The sequence below is a fragment of the Sphingomonas molluscorum genome (assembly GCF_039522995.1).
GTDB lineage: Bacteria > Pseudomonadota > Alphaproteobacteria > Sphingomonadales > Sphingomonadaceae > Sphingomonas > Sphingomonas molluscorum.
On sequence record NZ_BAAAEL010000001.1, the window covers coordinates 478142 to 493440 of the forward strand.

The 15299-nt window shown below is 69.1% G+C and carries 16 protein-coding genes; 2 read left to right on the plus strand and 14 right to left on the minus strand.

Annotation, left to right across the window (positions count from 1 at the left end):
- Nucleotides 1-58: 58 nt before the first annotated feature.
- Complete coding sequence (locus tag ABDZ92_RS02395; RefSeq protein ID WP_125959031.1) at nt 59-517, minus strand: hypothetical protein; 459 nt, start codon at nt 515-517, stop codon at nt 59-61.
- A gap of 206 nt (nt 518-723) precedes the next feature.
- Here ABDZ92_RS02395 and purB point away from each other — a divergent pair, with 206 nt between their 5' ends.
- Together purB and ABDZ92_RS02405 are read left to right on the plus strand one after the other, a co-directional pair.
- Nucleotides 724-2040 (plus strand): adenylosuccinate lyase, encoded by a 1317-nt coding sequence (gene purB / locus ABDZ92_RS02400; RefSeq protein WP_125959032.1) that lies wholly within the window; start codon nt 724-726, stop codon nt 2038-2040.
- A 104-nt stretch (nt 2041-2144) separates the two neighbouring features.
- Entirely contained in the window at nt 2145-4322 is a 2178-nt protein-coding gene (locus ABDZ92_RS02405) for a putative bifunctional diguanylate cyclase/phosphodiesterase (protein WP_125959033.1), read from the plus strand.
- Nucleotides 4323-4331: 9 nt separating this feature from the next.
- On the opposite strand, the gene ABDZ92_RS02410 is transcribed toward ABDZ92_RS02405, so the two are convergent.
- From ABDZ92_RS02410 to dapF, 13 genes are all read right to left on the minus strand, one after another.
- Nucleotides 4332-4571 (minus strand): CBU_0592 family membrane protein, encoded by a 240-nt coding sequence (locus tag ABDZ92_RS02410; RefSeq protein ID WP_125959034.1) that lies wholly within the window; start codon nt 4569-4571, stop codon nt 4332-4334.
- An 87-nt stretch (nt 4572-4658) separates the two neighbouring features.
- Nucleotides 4659-4925, minus strand: coding sequence for a hypothetical protein (locus ABDZ92_RS02415; RefSeq protein ID WP_125959035.1), 267 nt, complete (start codon nt 4923-4925; stop codon nt 4659-4661).
- The gene (locus ABDZ92_RS02420) at nt 4915-5127 is read right to left on the minus strand and encodes a type II toxin-antitoxin system antitoxin (protein ID WP_125959037.1); all 213 of its coding nucleotides are present in this window, start codon (nt 5125-5127) and stop codon (nt 4915-4917) included. The genes ABDZ92_RS02415 and ABDZ92_RS02420 overlap by 11 nt, the downstream gene beginning before the upstream one ends.
- A gap of 1 nt (nt 5128) precedes the next feature.
- Complete coding sequence (locus ABDZ92_RS02425; RefSeq protein ID WP_125959038.1) at nt 5129-6016, minus strand: SPFH domain-containing protein; 888 nt, start codon at nt 6014-6016, stop codon at nt 5129-5131.
- A 277-nt stretch (nt 6017-6293) separates the two neighbouring features.
- Nucleotides 6294-7307 carry a mechanosensitive ion channel family protein gene (locus ABDZ92_RS02430; RefSeq protein ID WP_125959039.1) on the minus strand — a complete coding sequence of 338 codons (1014 nt, stop codon included), beginning with the start codon at nt 7305-7307 and terminating at the stop codon, nt 6294-6296.
- 51 nt (nt 7308-7358) lie between these two features.
- Entirely contained in the window at nt 7359-7880 is a 522-nt protein-coding gene (pal, locus tag ABDZ92_RS02435) for a peptidoglycan-associated lipoprotein Pal (RefSeq protein ID WP_125959040.1), read from the minus strand.
- A 105-nt stretch (nt 7881-7985) separates the two neighbouring features.
- A complete protein-coding gene (gene tolB, locus ABDZ92_RS02440; protein ID WP_125959041.1) occupies nt 7986-9329 on the minus strand; it encodes a Tol-Pal system beta propeller repeat protein TolB in 1344 nt (447 codons plus the stop codon).
- 11 nt (nt 9330-9340) lie between these two features.
- Nucleotides 9341-10327 carry a cell envelope biogenesis protein TolA gene (locus ABDZ92_RS02445; RefSeq protein WP_125959042.1) on the minus strand — a complete coding sequence of 329 codons (987 nt, stop codon included), beginning with the start codon at nt 10325-10327 and terminating at the stop codon, nt 9341-9343.
- Between the two features lie 28 nt (nt 10328-10355).
- Nucleotides 10356-10796 carry a protein TolR gene (tolR, locus tag ABDZ92_RS02450; protein ID WP_125959043.1) on the minus strand — a complete coding sequence of 147 codons (441 nt, stop codon included), beginning with the start codon at nt 10794-10796 and terminating at the stop codon, nt 10356-10358.
- Nucleotides 10797-10800: 4 nt separating this feature from the next.
- Entirely contained in the window at nt 10801-11493 is a 693-nt protein-coding gene (gene tolQ / locus ABDZ92_RS02455; protein ID WP_125959044.1) for a protein TolQ, read from the minus strand.
- A gap of 7 nt (nt 11494-11500) precedes the next feature.
- Nucleotides 11501-11956, minus strand: coding sequence for a YbgC/FadM family acyl-CoA thioesterase (locus ABDZ92_RS02460; RefSeq protein ID WP_125959045.1), 456 nt, complete (start codon nt 11954-11956; stop codon nt 11501-11503).
- A gap of 210 nt (nt 11957-12166) precedes the next feature.
- Nucleotides 12167-14017 carry a dihydroxy-acid dehydratase gene (gene ilvD / locus ABDZ92_RS02465; protein ID WP_125959046.1) on the minus strand — a complete coding sequence of 617 codons (1851 nt, stop codon included), beginning with the start codon at nt 14015-14017 and terminating at the stop codon, nt 12167-12169.
- Between the two features lie 274 nt (nt 14018-14291).
- Entirely contained in the window at nt 14292-15242 is a 951-nt protein-coding gene (gene dapF, locus ABDZ92_RS02470; protein WP_125959047.1) for a diaminopimelate epimerase, read from the minus strand.
- Nucleotides 15243-15299: the final 57 nt, after the last annotated feature.

Below are 15299 nucleotides of genomic sequence, written 5' to 3' on the forward strand. Positions count from 1 at the left end.
CGGCACCGGCCCAGGGGAAGGAGGCCGGAATGGGGTGCTTGGGTCACCCGGCGCGGGGTCAGCCCGCCGCGCTGGTCAGGAAGCTCGTCAGCTCCGCCTTGGTCACCGACTTCGACTTGTCGGTGTCCGCCTGCGCAAAGGCCTGGGTGATCCAGGTCTTCATCTGCGGGCTGTCGGCGGTGGCGCCGGGCTCCGTCGCCGAGCGCAGCGAGGCCATCCAGGCACCGAACTGCGTCTGCGTCAGCGTTTCCTTGCCGCCCGAATATTTGGGGAAATCCTGCTCGACCACCTGTGCGATCTGCGACGGGGTGGCGGCCGCGGACGACTGCGCATCCGGCGTCGATTGCGGCGCTGCCTGCGTCGTGCCCGGAGTGGTCGCCGTCGAGGGCAAGCTTTGCGGCTGCGCACCCGGCGTCCCCATCCCTGCGGACGGACTTCCCGGTGTGGTCTGGCCGGCCTGCGCCAGTGCAGGCGCAGCAACCGTCATCGCACCGATCAGAAGAATCTGCTTCAACATCTTCAGCCTCCATTTCCGATGTTTGCGCGCACCGGCACAGTGTCGGCGCAGCGCTTCTGGCTGTGAGAAGAATATAGGCATCAATTCTTGGTTTTCACCACTAGCCGGCCACTATTCAGACGACATCTTGTCGGCTTTTCCGCTCGACTCGGGGGCAAAGCGTTGGCATTCGGCGGCCAACCGAAACTCCAGACAGGCAGACCCGCATGGTTCCCCGCTACGCCCGCCCAGAGATGACCGCGATCTGGTCGCCCGAGACCCGCTTCGCCATCTGGTTCGAGATCGAGGCCCACGCCACCGACGCGCTCGCCGAACTGGGCGTGGTGCCCAAGGAAGCTGCCGCCAAGATCTGGGCGGCGCACGAGGCCGCCGGCCCGTTTGACATCGCCCGCATCGATGCGATCGAGGCGGAGACCAAGCACGACGTCATCGCCTTCCTGACCCATGTGTCGGAACGGACCGGCCCGGAAGCGCGCTTCCTGCACCAGGGCATGACCTCGTCCGACGTGCTCGACACCTGCCTGGCGGTGCAACTCGCCCGCGCGTCCGACATCCTGCTCGCCGATCTCGACCGACTGCTCGAGGTGCTCAAGCGCCGCGCCTATGAGCACAAGCTCACGCCCACGATCGGCCGCAGCCACGGCATCCATGCCGAGCCGGTGACCTTCGGCCTCAAGATGGCCGAGGCGTACGCCGAATTCGCGCGCAACCGCGCCCGCCTCGTGGCCGCGCGTGCGGACGTCGCAACCTGCGCGATTTCCGGCGCGGTCGGCACCTTCGCCAACATCGACCCGCGTGTCGAAGCCTATGTCGCCGACAAGCTCGGCCTCTCGGTAGAGCCCGTCTCGACCCAGGTGATCCCGCGCGACCGCCACGCGATGTTCTTCGCGACGCTGGGCGTCATCGCTTCCTCGATCGAGCGGCTCGCGACCGAGGTCCGCCACCTCCAGCGCACCGAAGTGCTCGAGGCCGAGGAATATTTCTCGCCCGGCCAGAAGGGCTCGTCGGCGATGCCGCACAAGCGCAACCCGGTCTTGACCGAGAACCTCACCGGCCTCGCTCGCATGGTGCGCAGCGCCACCATCCCGGCGATGGAGAACGTGGCACTCTGGCACGAGCGCGACATCTCGCACTCCTCGGTCGAGCGCTACATCGGCCCGGACGCGACCATCACCCTCGACTTCGCGCTCGCACGCCTCACCGGCGTGATGGACAGGCTGCTGGTCTATCCGGCCCGCATGCAGAAGAACCTCGACCGCATGGGCGGCCTGGTCCATTCGCAGCGCGTGCTGCTGGCGCTGACTCAGGCGGGCGTATCCCGCGAGGACGCCTATCGCCTCGTCCAGCGCAACGCGATGAAGGTGTGGGAATCGGACGGCGCCCTGTCGCTGCTCGACCTGCTCAAGGCCGATTCCGAAGTCACCGCCGCGCTCTCGCCCGAAGAGATCGAGGCACGCTTCGACCTCGACTACCACTTCAAGAACGTCGACACGATCTTCGCCCGCGTCTTCGGCGAGGCGTAAGGCGCTGCCCGGCTGCGTTTCGCGCGGCCGGGCATGCAGCGTGGCTAACGGAACCTTAGCCTTTTGAACCGCATAGCGGTCTCCCAACGTCGGCCGGAGACCGCATGCGCCTGCCCCCGCTCCTCTGGAATGAGGAAGAACGCCTCGCGGCGCTCGCCGAATATGACGCGCTCGCGCCCGACGTGGACCTCGGGCTGGACGAGATCACCCGGCTTGCGTCGCGCGTCTTCGGCACCGCGAGCGCCGCCGTCTCCTTCGTCGCCGACGACCGGCAGGTGTTCCAGGCGGCCGTCGGCACCGACATCTCCACGACGCCGCGCGAGATCTCCTTCTGCGCGCATGCGCTCGCCGACGAGGCGGAACTGGTCGTGCTCGATGCGAGCACCGACGCTCGCTTCGCCGACAATCCGCTGGTGACCGACACGCCCTTCATCCGCTTCTACGCAGGCGCGCCGCTGCGCACGCGGGAAGGCTATGGCATCGGCACGCTGTGCCTGATCGACCCGCGCCCCCGCAGCCGCTTCACCGATGCGGATCGCGCCAACCTGCTGGCGCTTGCCGCGATCGTCATGAACCGGCTGGAGGTGCGCCGCCTGGAGATCGCGCGCACCATCGGCCAATCGCGCTTCCATAACATCGCTGCGACCACGCCCGACGCGATCGTGGTCGCCGACCATCATGGCCGCATCAGCTTCTGGAACGCAGGGGCCGAGGCCATGTTCGGCTTCACCGCCGACGAGGCCGAGGGCCAGGACATCGACATCATCGTGCCGCCCAAGGCGCGGGGACTGCACGACGGCGGCCTCATGCGCGCCGCACACGGCGGCACCACCAAGCTGATCGGGCGCAAGGTCGAACTGGTCGCGCTGCACAAGGACGGCCGCGAGTTCCCGATCGAGCTCTCGCTGTCGATGTGGTCGGAAGGCCCGCATGCGGCGTTCGGATCGATCATGCGCGACCTGACGGAGCGGCGCGCGGCCGAGGACCGGCTGTTCCACATGGCGCATTTCGATCCCCTGACCGAGCTCCCCAATCGCGCCGCGCTGCTCGACCGCACCTCGGCCCTGGTCGCGCGCGACGAGCCCTTCGCGCTGCTGATGCTGGACCTGGACCAGTTCAAGGACGTGAACGACACGCTCGGCCATTCGTCCGGCGACGCGGTGCTCAAGACGATCGCCGCTCGCCTGCTCGACTGCGTCCGGCCGTTCGACACCGTCGCCCGGCTGGGGGGTGACGAGTTCGCGATCCTGCTGCCGGGCGCCGATCCGCGCGCGCATGCCACCACCATCGCCGATCGGCTGACGCAGGCGGTCTCGGCCCCTATCGCGCTGGAGCGGCAGGATGTGCATGTCAGCGCCAGCGTGGGCGTCACCACCTTTCCGGGCGACGGCACGGATGCGGAGGACCTGCTCTCCGCCGCCGACCTCGCCATGTATCAGGCCAAGAGCGAGGGGCGGCACTGCCAGCGCTTCTACACGCCCGCGCTGCGCAGCGCGGCCTTGCATCGCCGCGCGTTCGAGGGCGAGTTGCGCGACGCGCTCGACCAGGGCCAGTTCCGGCTCTTCTACCAGCCCCAGGTCCGGCTGGCCGACGGCGCCCTGCTCGGCGCGGAAGCGCTGCTGCGCTGGCAGCATCCCGAGCGTGGGCTGCTGACGCCCGACGCCTTCCTGCCCGCGCTGGAATCCGGGCGTCTCGCGCATGACGTGGGGCATTGGGTGCTGGAGACGGCATGCCGCCAGGCCGCCCGCTGGCATGCAGGCGCCCCCGGCTTCGTGCTGGGCATCAACCTGTTCAGCGCGCAGTTTCGGGACGGCACGCTTGCCGAGCGCGTCCGCGCCGAGCTCAACCGGCATGGGCTGCCCCCCAGCGCCCTGGAGCTGGAGGTGACCGAGAACATCATCCTGCGGGAAGACGAGACCATGCTCGCCCCCCTGCGCGTGCTCCGCGACCAGGGGGTGGGCGTCGCGCTGGACGACTTCGGCACCGGCTATGCCTCGCTGAGCGTGCTGAAGCACTACCCGATCAGCCGGATCAAGATCGACCGCAGCTTCGTTCGCGACCTCGCCGACGACAAGGCCGATGCAGCGGTGGTCACCGCCATGGCGTTCCTCGGCAGCATGCTCGGAATCGAGGTCATCGCCGAGGGCGTCGAGACCGAGGCGCAGCGCGACCTGCTCGCCCAGTGCGGCTGCACGAGCGCCCAGGGCTATCTCTACGGCCGCCCGATGCCGGTCGAAGCCTTTGACGCCCTGCTGCTACCGACCCCGACCCGCGCCGCCTGAGGACGTGGGCTACGCCCGCCGGACGCGCAGCCCTGCGAGCGCGAGCAGGCCGATGCCCATCCAGATCGCATTGTTGAACACGCTCGGCAGCGCGCCATGCGCCCAGCCGTTGATCGCCATGCCGAGCGCGCCGGCGACGTTCATCAACTGGTACGGCACGCCGCGCGCATCCAACCGGCCGGTCGACAGCAGCGCATAGGCGAGCAGAATCAGGAAGGATCCAGACCAGCCGACCACCTCGATCCACATCCTGCTTTCCCCTGCTGCCTCAGGCCCCTGTCGGGCGGGGCGGCGGCGGGGGCAAGCCCTTCCGGACGCGAGTGGTGCAAAGCCCGGCTATTCGTCGTCGCCGCCCCAGCGCCACCGCCACCCGCCACGGGTGTGGGCGGCGGAAAGGGCCAGCACCGCGATCGTCAGGACGCCCACGAAGATGCCGAAGCCAATCGGATGCTCCGGCGCCACATAGTGCGACCCCAGCAGCAGCATCGCCAGATAGCCGCCCAGCAGCACCCATCCCTGCCACGCGATCGGCCAGCCAGCGCCATAGCCGAAGCGCTTGGAGGCGAACCAGACGTCGTCGTCCCTGCGTTTCTCATTCGCCATGATTGCTCTCCTTGGGCGGCCGACCGCGGCGGACCGGCTGGGGATCGGCAAGCTTCACGCCCCGCTTCGCCAGCGCCTCGCGCAGCAGGCATTCGACCTGCGCGTTGACGCTGCGCAGCTCGCCCGCAGCCGAGCGCTCGATCGCCGCATAGAGCGCGGGATCGAGGCGCAGGGGGAACGCCTTTTTCGGGGGCGCAGCCACGTTACTGGTACAGCGAGCCTGCGTTCACGACCGGCTGGGTGTCGCGCTCCGAACAGAGCACCACCATCAGGTTCGACACCATCGCCGCGCGGCGCTCGTCGTCGAGCTCGACCACGTTCTTCTCCGACAGCTGGGCGAGCGCGGTCTCGACCATCGAGACGGCACCCTCGACCAGCTTCTGGCGGGCCGCGATCACCGCCTCCGCCTGCTGGCGGCGGAGCATTGCCTGGGCGATCTCCTGCGCATAGGCGAGATGCGTCAGCCGGCATTCGTCGACCTGCACGCCTGCACTCGCGACGCGCTCCTGCAGCTCGACGCGCAGTTCCTCGCTCACCACGTCGGCATTGCCGCGCAGCGTCATCTCCTCATGGGTGAAGTCGTCGTACGGGTAGCGCGAGCCGATCGCCCGCACCGCGCTCTCGATCTGCACCATCACGAACGCCTTGTAATCGTCGACGTCGAACAGCGCCTGCGCGGTGTCGGCCACGCGCCACACGACGTTGGAGGCGATCTCGATCGGGTTGCCGCGCAGGTCGTTCACCTTCAACCGCTCGGACGTGATGTTGTGGATGCGCACCGAGATCTTGGACTTGGTGAGCCACGGCCAGTTCCAGCGCAGGCCCGTCGTGCGATCGGTGCCGCGATAGTCGCCGAACAGCAGGATCGCCGCCGCCTGGTTGGGCTGGAGCAGGTAGAAGCCGCACGCCACCAGCAGCAACGCGACGCCCGCCACGATCAGGAGCACGATCCCCCAGGGATGCACCGGCGCGTTGAGCGCCCCCACGGCACCCAGCACGATCAATCCGAGCTCCACCAGCAGCATCATGAAGCCGTTGTACGTCGTCGCCGGCCGCTCCAGGCTCTGCCGCAACACCCGATCCGATCCCATCTCCGCCTCCCTGTTAATGTGATATCACTTTTATATCAGGTCGGCAGGAACGCAAGCGGGATTGGTGCGGGACAACAAGGGGAGCGCGAGCAACCCTGGGCTCCTGCGTTGCTCAGCCCATTCCCACCCGCGAGATACTAAGAACGCCCCGCCCCACACGACACCGTACCCCGGCGAAGGCCGGGGCCCAGTTGGGAAGGCGGCTGTGGGTGCGCGAAATCGAAACGGCGCCGCAACTGGGCCCCGGCCTCCGCCGGGGTATGCAGAGACGCAGCGGTCAGCGCTCCTCCCGCGTCCCCTCCGCGACGACGTGCTCTTCCGCCCCCTCGTCGACAGCACCTTCCCGCCGCCGGAGCCGCCGCGCGCGAGGCGCCCTCCCGCCCGCGGGCCAGCCCTCGCGCTGTCGGGCGCGGTCGCCGTCGGCTTCCTCGGTCTGGTCGTGGAACAGCACCATCTGGGTCGGGAACGGCAGGTCGATGCCGTGCGCGATCGCGGTTTCGTACAGCGCCAGTACCACGCGCGACCGGATGTGGACCACGCTGGTGCGCTTCGATTCCGTCCACCAGCGCGCACGCAGGGTGATGTAGTTGTCGTCCAGGCCCCAGGGCAGCACCTCGGGCGCCGGGTCCGCGACCACGCCCTCCACCTTGCGGATCGCCTCCAGGAACAGCTCGGCGGCATGGGACGGCTTGTCGCCATAGCCGATGCCGACGTCGAACTGCTCGCGCCGCACCGGAAAGGCGGTGTTGACCATCACCGGCGAGATATAGAGGTCCGCATTGGGGATGATGACGCGCCTGCCGTCATAGGTCTTGATCAGGGTCGCCCGGCTCTGGATGTGCTCGACCGTACCTTCATAGTCCTTGGTGACGATCTGGTCGCCGCGGCGGAACGGCCGCCGCATCAACAGCAGCAGGCCCGCAAACAGGTTCTGCAGGATTTCCTTGAAGGCAAAGCCGATCGCGACCGAACCGATGCCGAGCGTCGCGAGCACGTCCGCCGGCTTGACGCTGGGGAAGACGATGGTCGCCGCCAGCAGCAGCGCGGCGACCATGACCGCGCCGAAGGCGAGCGACCCGAGCACCGCGCTCAAGTCCAGGCGGTGGCGCCGTCGCCCGACCCGGCGGATGCCCCAGGCGATCGCCCTGCCGACGCCCCATGCCACCAGCAGCAGCACGATCGCGGCGACGATGTTGGGGAGCTGGAGGAAGAAGCCGTTGACCCAGGCGTGCAGCTTGGCGGTGACGAGGTCGACCGGATCGCGGATCGCAGGCGGTTGGACGGGCTTCATGCCCCAGGGGAACGCCGCCGAAACCAGCCCGGTTCCGGCGGCGGCTGGTGGTTACTGGAGGACGACGGTCACCGCGCGGCGGTTCTTCGCGTAGGAGCTCTCGTCCGAGCCGAGCGCCAGCGGACGCTCCTTGCCATAGCTGATCGTGGTGATCCGCGCCGCAGCGACGCCGCGTGCCGCCAGATAGTTGGACGCGGCGTTCGCCCGGCGATCGCCCAGCGCCAGGTTGTATTCGCGGGTGCCGCGCTCGTCGGCATGGCCCTCGATGGTGATGCGAACGTTCGGATACCGCTGCAGCCAGGATGCCTGGCTGTCCAGGATTGAGCGCGCCTGCGGGTCGATGTCGTAGCTGTCGAGCGCGAAGTTGACGGTGTCGCTCGCGACCGACTGCTGGAAGTCCTCGCGGCTGCCCGGGACCACGCCGGTGCCCGTCTGGCCGCCGGTGCCGGTGCCGTCGACCGGCGCAGCGGTGTCGCCCGGGGCGGGCGGCAGCACTTCCGGGCGCTTCTTGGCGCAGCCGGCCGTCGCCACCAGGGCCGCCGCCACGATCAACTTGCTCGTCAGTTTCGCCATCAGCTGTCTCCTCGATTACAGATGTATATTCCGCCACAACCCGATGCGGCGGCAAGTGCTAAAGCCTGATTCTGGGACGCCCGCCCTGCGGGTGCCGGCGCCCGTTTAGGGGCGCAGCGGCCCCCAGCTCGGATCCGATCCGTCGAGCGGCGTCGGGATGCGGCGGACATTCTGCCCGGTGAGATCGACCGACCACACGTCCGCCTTGCCCGCCCCGCCCTGCGACGCGCGGAAGAAGGTGAGGACGCGGCCGTTGGGCGACCAGCTCGGCCCCTCGTCGCCCCAGGCGTCCGACAGCAGCTTCTCGCCGCCGCCCGACGGGCTCATCACGCCGATGCGGAAGCTGCCGCCGCCCTGGCGCGTGAATGCGATCAGGTCGCCGCGCGGGCTCCACGACGGGGTCGCATAGCGGCCCGATCCGAAGCTGATGCGCTGCTGGTTGGAACCATCGGCGTTCATGACGTAGAGCTGCTGCGTGCCCGAGCGATCGCTTTCGAAGACGATACGGCTGCCGTCGGGCGAATAGCTGCCGCCGGTGTCGATGCCGGGCGAGTTGGTCAGCCGCTGCGGCGTGCCGCCCGACGCCGACACGCGATAGATGTCGGTGTTCGACGCCTGCGCCATGGAGAAGATCACCCAGCGCCCGTCCGGGGAAAAGCGCGGCGCAAAGGTCAGGCTGGCGTTGCGCACCAGCAGCCGCTGCTGGCCGGAGGCGATGTCATAGACATAGATCGCCGGCCGCTCGTTCTGATAGCTCATGTAGACGATCGACTGCTGGTTGGGCGCAAAGCGCGGCGTCAGCACGATCGACTGGCCGTTGGTCAGGAAGCGGTGGTTGGCACCATCCTGGTCCATGATCGCCAGCCGCTTGATGCGCTTGCCCTTGGGCCCCGTCTCCGAGACATAGACGATGCGACTGTCGAAATACGGCCCCTCACCCGACAGGCGGGTGTAGACGGTGTCGGCGCACTTGTGGGCCGCGCGGCGCCACTCGGCCGGCGTCACCACGAAGCCCTGGCGGGTCAGCTCGGTGCGCGCGAACACGTCGTACAGATAGCAGCCCACCGTCAGCGTGCCGTCGCCGTTGGCGCGGACGAAGCCCTGCACCAGCGCCTGCGCCTGGGTGCCGGCCCAATAGCCGAAGTCGGGTGCGGCGGCCTGCGCGAACGGCACCGCGGCGATGCCCTGCGGCCCGCGCGGCGTGAACAGGCCGGAGTTCTTGAGGTCGTTGGCGACCACCTCGGCCAGCTGGCGGCCGAGCGCGCTGGTCTGGCCGGCGGCGGTGCCGACGTCGCTGGGGGTCGGCATCACCGGCACCGCGATCGGCATCGGATCGGAGATACCGCCTTCGATGTCGACCTCGACCTGGGCATGGGCGGGCGCCGCGGCAAGGCCGAAGCTGAGGGATGCCAACGCAAGCGTGGCAAGGCGGGACAAGGGGATACGCATGGCTCTCTCCGTCAGCCGGGCAGCTTGTAGTTGATGGTGATGTTCTTCCAACCGCCTTCATACAGCTCGTCGGGCAGTTCGAAGGGGGCGCACTGGATGATCGCCGCCGCCGCGAGTTCGCCCACGCGCTGCGCATAGCGGCCGTTCTCGTCGTCGACGCCGGACTGGCCCATCAGCTTGGGACGCGCGGTCAGGCTGCCGTCCTTCGCCATCTGCAGGTTGATGCGCGAGCGGATACGGTTGGCGCCCGGCCCCGGATTGGTGATCCGGTTGGCGCAGGGCTGGACCTGGCGGCTGATCGCCGCGGCCAGGCCGGCGAGCGACTGCGCGCCGACTTGCGCCGCACGCGCGGTCTGGCCCTTGCCCTTTTCGGCTGCCGTGTCGGCAAGGCTCTTGGCGAAGTCGGCGCCCAGCCGCGATCCGCGCGGCTTGGCTGCCTTTGCCGCCGCGTCGGTGCCGCTGCCCTTCGCCGGGGCCGCCTTGGGCTTGGCGGCGGCCGCTGCGGGCTTGGCCGGGGCGGGCTTTGCGGCAGGCTTTGCCGCCGGTTTCGGCTCGGCCTTGGGCGCGGGCTTTGCCGGTGCCTTGGGCGCAGGCTTGGGCGCCGGGGCCGGCTTGGGCTTGGGCGGCTGCGGCCTGGGAACGGGTTTCGGCGCCGGCTGCGGCTTAGGCGCCGGCTTCGGCTCGGGCCGGGGCTCGGGCTTGGGCTGCGGCACGGGGGGCGCAGGCGCAGGCTGGGGCTCCGGCTCGGGCGCGGTCTCTTCCGGGGGTGCCGCGTCTTCCGGCGCGCCCTGCTCGGGTGCCACCGACTGGTCGGGCGCCTCGGTCTCGGCTGGCGCGGTCGATTCCAGCGCGACCTCGTCCACCAGGCTGACGTCGATCGGCGGCGACATCTTCAGCTCTTTGGGCTGTTCGCCCTTCCAGACGAGCGACAGGCCGACGAACAGCAGCGCGTGCCCGATCGCCGCCCCGCCCAGCGCCCATTTTTCCGTACGGCTCATCGCCGCACCTCCGTTACGAACCGCACGATCAGGGCGCATCCCCCTGCGTCGACACCAGCGCCACGCGGTTCAACCCCGCGCGGTTGAGCTCGCCCATCACCCGCATCACCCGGCCATAATCGAGCGCAGTGTCGGCGCGCAGCATCACCTGCCGCGGCTCGGCACCGGCCGGCTGGCTGCCCACGATGCGCGCCAGCTGCTCGGGCAACGCCTGCTCGCTGACGGGCGTGTCGCCCAGATAGATGCTGCCATCGGCGGCGAGCGACAGCTGCACCGGCTCCTGCTCCTGCTCCAGCCCCTTGGCGCGGCTGTCGGGCAGGTTCACCGGCACGCCGGTGGTGAGCAGCGGCGCCGTCACCATGAAGATGATCAGCAGCACCAGCATCACGTCGACCAGCGGGGTTACGTTGATCTCCGCCATCGGCGTGCGCCGGCCCTTGCCGCGGCTGGACGGAAGCTGCATCGCCATGGGCTTAGTCCACGCCTTCCAGCTGGCGGCTCAGCGTCGCGTGGAACGCGTCGGCGAAGCGGTTGAGCCGCGCCTCCACCTGGTTGATGCGGTGGCTGTAGCGGTTGTACGCGATCACCGCCGGGATGGCGGCGAACAGCCCAATCGCGGTGGCGAACAGCGCCTCGGCGATGCCCGGCGCCACCACCGCCAGGCTGGTGTTCTGGGCCTGAGCGATGCCGGTGAAGCTGCGCATGATGCCCCACACGGTGCCGAACAGGCCCACGAACGGCGCGACCGAGCCGATCGTCGCCAGCACGTTCAGCCGGTCCGACAGCTTGTCGACCTCCTCGGCCACCGCAGACCCCATGCTGGTCGCCAGCCGCTCGCGCGTGCCGTCGCGGTCGATCCTGGTGCTCGCGGTCGAGCGGCGCCATTCGCGCACGCCCGCGGCAAAGACGTGGGCGACGGCGCTCTTGCCGGTCACGTGCTTCTTGTGGAACGCGTCGATGTCCTCGGTCCGCTCGAACTCCTCGACGAACGCCTCGGTGTCGCGGCGCACGCGGCGCAGCCGGCCCAGGAAGGTCAGGATGATCGCCCAGGTCCAGATGCTGGCGGCCAACAGCCCCAGCATCACGAACTTCACGACCCAGTCCGCCTGCATGAACAAGCCAATCGGCGACATGGAGGCCGCGTCGGTATTTACCAGAACGTCCATCAGGCTCTCAGCTTTCCTTCCAGATCAGGGTCTCGAACGTGCGCCGCCAGGCCGGCGGATGCCGACGCGGGGTGCCCGATGGTGCCACGAACGCCACCTCGACCTCCGCTTCGGCTACCAACACCGAACCCTGCATTACTCGTTGATGAATGACGACCGATGCCGCGCGCAACTGCGTCATGCGGCTGACCACCACCAGCGTGTCGTTGAGCCGCGCAGGGCTCGCATAGCGGATGTGCAGGTCGCGGATCGCATAGGCCCCCTCGCCCGCCTCGAACGCGGCGCGCTGGTCGCAGCCGGTCAGCCGCAGCATGTCCGAACGCGCCCGCTCCATGTAGCGCAGATAGTTGGCATGGTAGACCACGCCCGACAGGTCCGTGTCCTCGAAATAGACGCGCAGGGCGAACCGGTGTTCGGCGCCGTCGAAGCGGCCTTCGCTGGGGCAGTCCAGGGGTGGCGTCATCCGCGCGGGTCTAGCCGAGGCGGTCCAGCCGGGGAAGGGTGTGCGAGAAGCCGTGTTCGTACCGCCCTCCCAAAGCGCAACCGTACCCGCTCGCTCCCTCCTTCCGTGCTCCCGCGCAGGCGGGAGCCCAGGGCACCAGGCGCTACCAGGCGTTGCTCTGCCGGACCCTGGATCCCTGCCTGCGCGGGGATACGGGAAAAAGCGATCCGCCTAACCCTCCACCTGGCTCACGTCGCGCACCGCGCCGCGCGCGGCGTTGGTGGTGAGCGCCGCATAGGCCCGCAATGCCGGCGACACCTCGCGCTTGCGGCCGAACGGCTTCCACGCCTTCGCCCCGCGCGCCTCCATCGCCGCGCGCCGCTCGGCGAGCACCGCATCGTCCAGGTCCAGGCGGATGCCGCGGTTCGGGATGTCGATCAGGATCGGATCGCCCGTCTCGACCAGCGCGATCAGCCCACCCTCGGCTGCTTCCGGCGAGACATGGCCGATCGACAGACCGGACGTGCCGCCGGAGAAGCGCCCGTCGGTGATGAGCGCACAGGCCGCGCCCAGCCCCTTCGACTTCACATAGCTGGTCGGGTAGAGCATTTCCTGCATCCCAGGCCCGCCCTTCGGCCCTTCATAGCGGATCACCACCACGTCGCCGGCCTCGACCTGGTTGCCCAGGATCCCCGCCACCGCCGCATCCTGGCTCTCATAGACGCGCGCGCGCCCGCGGAAGGTCAGGATCGAATCATCGACACCCGCCGTCTTCACGATGCACCCCTCGGGCGCGAGGTTGCCGAACAACACCGCCAGGCCCCCGTCCTTAGAGAAGGGATGCTCGGTCGACCGGATCACGCCGCTCTGGCGATCGGTGTCGAGATCTTCCCAGCGCTCCGCCTGACTGAACGCCGTCTGCGTCGGCACGCCACCGGGGGCTGCGCGGAAGAAGTCGCGCACCTCCTCGCTGTTGGTGCGGCCGATGTCCCAGCGCGCGAGCGCGTCGGCCATGGTCGGCGCATGCACTGTCGGCAGGCTCGCGTCGATCAGCCCGCCGCGCTCCAGCTCCCCCAGGATCGACATGATGCCGCCCGCCCGGTGGACGTCCTCCATGTGCACGTCGGCCTTCGCGGGTGCGACCTTGCACAGGCACGGCACCCGCCGCGACAGCCGGTCGATGTCGGCCATGGTGAAGTCGACGCCCGCCTCGTGCGCGGCCGCCAGCAGGTGGAGCACCGTGTTGGTGGAGCCCCCCATGGCGATGTCTAGGCTCATCGCATTCTCGAACGCGCCCATGGTGGCGATGCCGCGCGGCGTCGCGGTGACGTCGTCCTGCTCGTACCAGCGCTTGGCGAGATCGACGATCAGGTGCCCGGCCTCGCGGAACAGCTTCTCGCGATCGGCATGGGTGGCCAGCGTCGAGCCGTTGCCCGGCAGCGACAGCCCCAGCGCTTCCGTCAGGCAGTTCATCGAATTGGCGGTGAACATGCCCGAGCAGCTGCCGCAGGTGGGACACGCCGAGCGTTCGACCGCGGCCACTTCCTCGTCGCTGTAGCTTTCGTCGGCGGCGACCACCATCGCGTCGACCAGGTCGAGCGCGCGCTTCTTACCCTTCACCACGACCTTCCCGGCTTCCATCGGCCCGCCGGAGACGAACACCGCGGGCACGTTGATGCGCAGCGCCGCCATCAGCATGCCGGGCGTGATCTTGTCGCAGTTGGAGATGCAGACCATCGCGTCGGCGCAATGGGCGTTGACCATATATTCCACGCTGTCGGCGATCAGTTCGCGACTGGGCAGCGAATAGAGCATGCCGCCGTGGCCCATCGCGATGCCGTCGTCGACCGCGATGGTGTTGAACTCCTTGGCGACGCCGCCCGCCGCCTCGATCTCGCGCGCGACCAGCTGGCCCAGGTCCTTGAGGTGGACGTGCCCCGGCACGAACTGGGTGAAGCTGTTCACCACCGCGATGATCGGCTTGCCGAAGTCCGAATCCTTCATCCCCGTCGCGCGCCACAGGCCGCGGGCGCCGGCCATGTTGCGGCCGTGGGTGGTGGTACGCGAACGATATGCGGGCATGACACTCTTTCTACCGAAATCGCGCCGCCCCTACGCCAGCAGCACCAGCGTTCGCAACATTTTATTGCGTGTTTAGTGGTCGGAAAGAAATTTCAGGAATGATCGCTTTCCCTAACGCTGCCTTCACGCACCCGAGGTGAACCCGCACGCCGCCCCCCTCCAGTGCTCCTGCAAAGGCAGGAGCCCAGAGTTCCGGAAGCTGCCAAGCGTTGCTCTGCTTGGCCCTGGGTTCCTGCCTGCGCAGGAACACGGTGTCGGCGGCGATAGGGCGGGTTCAGAGCCCCGCGAGCATCGCCTCCCAAGCCGCAACCTCGTCAGGCCGCCGCGCAACCACTTCCAGTTCACCCAAGGTGGCGGTCGCAGGATCAAACGCGATCCGCCCCTCCCACTCGAACGTCGCATTGCCCGCGATCGTCACTTCGGCAGCCTCGGTCGCGCTCGCCCGCACCATGCCGCCGCGGTTGAACACCCGCGTCTCGCGGTCGAACGGGATGCGCCCCGTCCGCGCCGCGGCATAGGTCGACGCCGCCATCGCGCTGCCGCAGCTGTTGGTGAGCCCCACGCCCCGCTCATAGGTGCGCACGAACAAGGCCGGCGCGTCCTTGCTGCCGCGCACCTCCACGAAGCTGACGTTGCCGCGCGCAGGGAGCAGCGCGGGTGCCGCCTCGCACCAGTCGCCCAGCGCGACCAGCTCGGCCTCGTCCACCCGGTCGACGAACGTCACCAGATGCGGGTTCGGCATCGCCACTGCGGTAAAAGCACGCGCGCTCGGCAGCCCCGCGATCGGCGCGTCGATCACCTCGGTTTGCGCAATCCGCAGGCCGACGTCGGCGGCGAGCGTCGACACCGGCCCCACCCGCGTGCGGATGGTGGTGACGCCCGGCGCCAGCTTGGGCTGCAGCCGCGCCTCGGCATCGCTGGTCTTGAGCAGCACGCGCGCGTCGGCGATCCCCAGCCGCTCGAACCCCAGCCGCGCGGTGCAGCGCACGCCGTTCAGGCACGTCTCCGCCTCGCTGCCGTCGGAGTTGAACATGCGCATCCCGAACGCATGGGTCGCATCGCCGCGGGTCAGCAGCAGCAGCCCGTCGCCGCCGACCGGCCCGGCGCGATCGGCCAGCGCGCGCGCCAGCCGCACCCAGGCGTTCTCCGGCAGATCCAGCTCGCGCGCGTCCACCAGCGGGAAGTCGTTGCCCGACCCGTGGCATTTGACGAACGCGATCTGCATGGCCGGACACTCCTGATGGGCACCGGCGCATATAGGCGTGTCGGTGCGCGCGTCCAC

Bases quoted from the DNA above. Each gene is read 5' to 3' on its own strand.
- ABDZ92_RS02395 (WP_125959031.1), bottom strand. From the start codon at position 517: ATGTTGAAGCAGATTCTTCTGATCGGTGCGATGACGGTTGCTGCGCCT.
- purB (WP_125959032.1), top strand. From the start codon at position 724: ATGGTTCCCCGCTACGCCCGCCCAGAGATGACCGCGATCTGGTCGCCC.
- ABDZ92_RS02405 (WP_125959033.1), top strand. From the start codon at position 2,145: ATGCGCCTGCCCCCGCTCCTCTGGAATGAGGAAGAACGCCTCGCGGCG.
- ABDZ92_RS02410 (WP_125959034.1), bottom strand. From the start codon at position 4,571: ATGTGGATCGAGGTGGTCGGCTGGTCTGGATCCTTCCTGATTCTGCTC.
- ABDZ92_RS02415 (WP_125959035.1), bottom strand. From the start codon at position 4,925: ATGGCGAATGAGAAACGCAGGGACGACGACGTCTGGTTCGCCTCCAAG.
- ABDZ92_RS02425 (WP_125959038.1), bottom strand. From the start codon at position 6,016: ATGGGATCGGATCGGGTGTTGCGGCAGAGCCTGGAGCGGCCGGCGACG.
- ABDZ92_RS02430 (WP_125959039.1), bottom strand. From the start codon at position 7,307: ATGAAGCCCGTCCAACCGCCTGCGATCCGCGATCCGGTCGACCTCGTC.
- pal (WP_125959040.1), bottom strand. From the start codon at position 7,880: ATGGCGAAACTGACGAGCAAGTTGATCGTGGCGGCGGCCCTGGTGGCG.
- tolB (WP_125959041.1), bottom strand. From the start codon at position 9,329: ATGCGTATCCCCTTGTCCCGCCTTGCCACGCTTGCGTTGGCATCCCTC.
- ABDZ92_RS02445 (WP_125959042.1), bottom strand. From the start codon at position 10,327: ATGAGCCGTACGGAAAAATGGGCGCTGGGCGGGGCGGCGATCGGGCAC.
- tolR (WP_125959043.1), bottom strand. From the start codon at position 10,796: ATGGCGATGCAGCTTCCGTCCAGCCGCGGCAAGGGCCGGCGCACGCCG.
- tolQ (WP_125959044.1), bottom strand. From the start codon at position 11,493: ATGGACGTTCTGGTAAATACCGACGCGGCCTCCATGTCGCCGATTGGC.
- ABDZ92_RS02460 (WP_125959045.1), bottom strand. From the start codon at position 11,956: ATGACGCCACCCCTGGACTGCCCCAGCGAAGGCCGCTTCGACGGCGCC.
- ilvD (WP_125959046.1), bottom strand. From the start codon at position 14,017: ATGCCCGCATATCGTTCGCGTACCACCACCCACGGCCGCAACATGGCC.
- dapF (WP_125959047.1), bottom strand. From the start codon at position 15,242: ATGCAGATCGCGTTCGTCAAATGCCACGGGTCGGGCAACGACTTCCCG.